The 4,059-nt window shown below is 66.6% G+C and carries 3 protein-coding genes; 1 reads left to right on the forward strand and 2 read right to left on the reverse strand.

Annotation, left to right across the window (positions count from 1 at the left end; translation table 11 throughout):
* Together AC1DYI_RS28575 and AC1DYI_RS28580 are read right to left on the reverse strand one after the other, a co-directional pair.
* Positions 1–613 (reverse strand): GMP reductase (locus AC1DYI_RS28575; protein ID WP_477207509.1); only part of this gene is annotated, 613 nt, incomplete at its 3' end.
* Positions 614–774: 161 nt separating this feature from the next.
* The gene (locus tag AC1DYI_RS28580) at positions 775–1,809 is read right to left on the reverse strand and encodes a patatin-like phospholipase family protein (protein ID WP_477207510.1); all 1,035 of its coding nucleotides are present in this window, start codon (positions 1,807–1,809) and stop codon (positions 775–777) included.
* Between the two features lie 111 nt (positions 1,810–1,920).
* Between AC1DYI_RS28580 and AC1DYI_RS28585 the strand changes: the two genes are divergently transcribed.
* On the forward strand, positions 1,921–4,059 hold a 2,139-nt coding region (locus AC1DYI_RS28585), incomplete at its 3' end, for a UvrD-helicase domain-containing protein (RefSeq protein WP_477207511.1).

A 4,059-nucleotide genomic window follows, 5' to 3' on the forward strand; every position in this document is an offset into this window, starting at 1 on the left:
CCGCAATGATCGGCTTGGTGGCCACGCGGGCGCACCACTTCAGCGCCGAGAGTTGCCAGCCGCCGGTGCCGAAGCCGGTCTTCAGCCGCGTGATGCAGACCTTGCCCGGGCCGATGCCGACCTTGGTGGCGTCGGCGCCCCAGTTCTCGAGGTCGATCACGCCTTCGGGTGTGCCGACGTTGCCGGCGATGACGAACGCCTGCGGCAGCTTCTGCTTGATGTGCTCGATCATGCGGCGCACGCTGTCGGCGTGGCCATGGGCGATGTCGATGGTGATGTAGTCGGCGCCCAAGCCCTCGGCAGCGAGGCGGTCGATCGCGGCGCGATCGGCTTCTTTCACACCGGCGCTGATCGAGACGATCAAGCCCGCCTTGCGCATGCGGCGCGCAAACTCGACGTTGTCGAGGTCGAAGCGGTGCATCACGTAGAAGTAGCCGTTGGCAGCCAGCCATTCGGCGATGTTTTCGTCCAGCACCGTCTTCATGTTGGCCGGCACCACCGGCAGCTTGAAGCGGCGGCCGCCGAATTCGACGCTGGTGTCGCATTCGGCGCGGCTGTCGACCCGGCACTTGCGTGGCAAGAGCAGGATGTTGTCGTAGTCAAAGATTTCCATGGCTTCGCATTGCGTGTCATGGCGGCGCGTTAGTCGCAGTGCGCCGCCGTGGGCTGCGAGCGCTTGACCTGGACCCGGTGCGGGGCCCGCGAAGGCCGCCAGGCGAGGGCGGTGCGGACCAAACGAAAACCGGGCTCAGAGTTTGGGCCCGGTGRCGCATTCTACGCGGGCACCCCTGMCAGCAGGCGCGCAAGGTCAAGCGTCGATTCGCGGCCCAGCTGACCGCCGTGCAGGTCCCACCAGATCTGGGTGGCCGCTTCGCCCAGCGAACGCAAATGCTCCAGAAATGGCAGGTGCGCGATCAGTCGGGTTTCGCCGGCCAACGCGGCCAGGTGCGGCCGCCCATCCACCAGATGCAGACGATGCCGGCGCAGGCGGCGCTCGCGCGCACTCATGGGCCAGCCGCCCGGCGCGCTGCGCCAATCGTCCAGCCATTGCAGCTCGCGCATCAGCGGCGTGGTGAAGGCCAGTTCCTGTGCATGGTGGCGGATCTCTTCGGCGCTGCGTGGTGTGCCGCCGTGGCCGGCGGGCGGGGTCAGCAGCACCAGCAGCAGGTCGTCGGCAGCGGTGTCGTTCAGCAACGGCCACAGCGGCGGGTTGGCGGCGAAAGCGCCGTCCCAATAGGCCTCGCCGTCGATCAGCACGCTGTGGTGCAGGTTGGGCAGGCACGCCGACGCGAGCAAGGCATCGGCGCTGATCTCGTGCTCGCGAAACAAGCGCAGGCGGCCGGAAGCCGCATGCGTGGTCGCGACGAACAACTGCACCGGGCTGGCGCGGCGCAGGCGTTCGAAATCGACCTGCGCCTCGACGATCTCGCGCAACGGGTTCAGCCCCATCGGGTTGAACTGGTACGGCGACACCAGATGCACCCATCGCAACGCTGCGCGGGCGGCCGGCGCAAAGCCGGGCGCTTCATGGCCACCGGTGGTGAACCACTCGAAGGGCAAGCGGGTGCCCAGCGCCTCCCAGAACGTGCGCAGCGCCGCCCGAGCACCGTCGCGCCCGCCTTGGGTCAGGCCGTGTGCCAGTACCACGGCGTTCATCGCGCCCGCACTGGCACCGCTGATGGCGCGCAGTTCGATGCTTTCACGCGCCAACAGGGCGTCCAGCACGCCCCAGGTGAATGCGCCATGCGCACCGCCGCCTTGCAGCGCAAGGGCCAGGGGTCGGGGACGGTGCCAGGGCAACCAGGTCATCAGCATTCAACAAGTGTCGACACTAGGCCGGCACGCACGAAGCATGCCCCAGTCGGGTGACACCCGCGTGGCGGGCCCTGGCGACAGCCTTCCCCTCCCTAGAATGCACCGATGACCGATCTTTTTGCCGGCGCGGACGACGCCCCCCGCCACCCGGCTGYGGGTGACGCGCTGCTGCGCGCCCTGAACCCCGAACAACTCGCAGCCGTGACGCTGCCCGCCGAGCCGGCGCTGATCCTGGCCGGTGCCGGGTCCGGCAAGACCCGGGTGCTGACCACCCGCATTGCATGGTTGTTGCAAACCGGCCAGATGTCGCCCGGCGGCGTGATGGCCGTGACCTTCACCAACAAGGCCGCCAAGGAGATGATGACGCGGCTGGGGGCGATGCTGCCGGTCAACGTGCGCGGCATGTGGATCGGCACCTTCCATGGCCTTTGCAACCGTTTCCTGCGCGCGCACTGGAAACTGGCCGGCTTGCCGCAGAGTTTCCAGATCCTCGACAGCGGCGACAGCTTGTCGGCCGTCAAGCGCGTGATCAAGGCGATGAACCTGGACGAAGAGCGCTTCGTGCCCAAGCAAGTCGCCTGGTTCATCGCCGGCAGCAAGGAAGAGGCCCTAAGGCCAAAGGACGTCGAGATCCGCGATGGCCAGACGCAGAAAATGGTCGAGATCTACCAGGCCTATGAAGACCAGTGCCAGCGCGAGGGCGTGGTCGACTTCGCCGAGCTGATGCTGCGCAGCTACGAATTGATGCGCGACAACCTGGCGCTGCGCGAGCACTACCAGCGCCGCTTTGCACACATCCTGGTCGACGAATTTCAGGACACCAACCGGCTGCAGTACGCCTGGCTGAAAATGTTCGCCGGCCCACCGCGCGAAGGTGGCGGTGCGGTATTCGCGGTGGGCGACGATGACCAGAGCATCTACGCGTTCCGCGGCGCGCAGGTCAGCAACATGGCCGACTTCGAGCGCGAGTTCCGCGTCAAGCACCTGATCAAGCTGGAGCGCAACTACCGCAGCTTCGGCAACATCCTGGACAGTGCCAACCACCTGATCAGCCACAACACGCACCGGCTGGGCAAGAACCTGCGCACCGAAGCCGGCCCGGGCGAGCCCGTGCGTGTGCAGGAATCGAACAGCGACTTCAACGAAGCGCAGTGGTTGCTGGAAGAGGCGCAGCAACTGCACCGTGGCGGCATACCGCGGCGCGAGATCGCGATCCTGTACCGCAGCAACGCCCAGTCGCGGGTGCTCGAGTCGGCGCTGTTCAATGCCGGCGTGCCGTATCGCGTGTACGGTGGCTTGCGGTTCTTCGAGCGGGCCGAGGTCAAGCATGCACTGGCCTACTTGCGGCTGGTCGAGAACCCGAACGACGACACCAGCTACCTGCGGGTCGTCAACTTCCCGACCCGCGGCATCGGCGCCCGCACGTTGGAACAGTTGCAGGACGCAGCGCGCAGCAGTGGCCGCAGCCTGTGGCAGGCGGCCGGCGCGATCAGCGGCAAGGGCGGCGCGAACCTGGCCGCTTTCCACGCATTGATCGACAACCTGCGCGCAACGACCCATGGCATGACGCTGCGCGAAATCATCGAGCAGATGCTGCAGGCCAGTGGCCTGGTCGACTTCTACCGCACCGAGAAGGAAGGCGCCGACCGCATCGAGAACTTGGAAGAACTGGTCAATGCGGCTGAAGCCTTCGTGACCCAAGAAGGTTTCGGCAAGGACGCGGTGGCCTTGCCGGTGGACGAGCAGTCGCCCGGCATGATGGCCGTCGGCCTGCCGCCGGCGTTGGCCGCTGTCGATGTCACGCCGGACGCCGAAACCGGCGAAATCATCAGCCCCTTGGCAGCATTTCTGACACATGCGGCGCTGGAGGCTGGTGACAATCAAGCGCAAGCAGGACAAGACGCGTTGCAACTGATGACCGTCCATTCGGCCAAGGGCCTGGAGTTCGATGCCGTGTTCATCACCGGTCTCGAGGAAGGTCTGTTCCCGCACGAGAACTCGCTGTCCGACGCCGACGGCCTCGAGGAAGAGCGCCGCCTGATGTACGTGGCGATCACGCGCGCCCGCCAGCGCCTGTACCTGAGCTTCAGCCAGACCCGCATGCTGCACGGCCAGACGCGCTACAACGTCAAGAGCCGKTTTTTYGACGAGCTGCCCGAAGGCGCGCTGAAGTGGCTGACGCCGCGCAACCAGGGCTTCGGCTCCGGCTATGCGCGCGACTATCAGGCCGCCTGGCAACGTGGT

Source organism: Ideonella sp. P3_A4 (genome assembly GCF_056403075.1).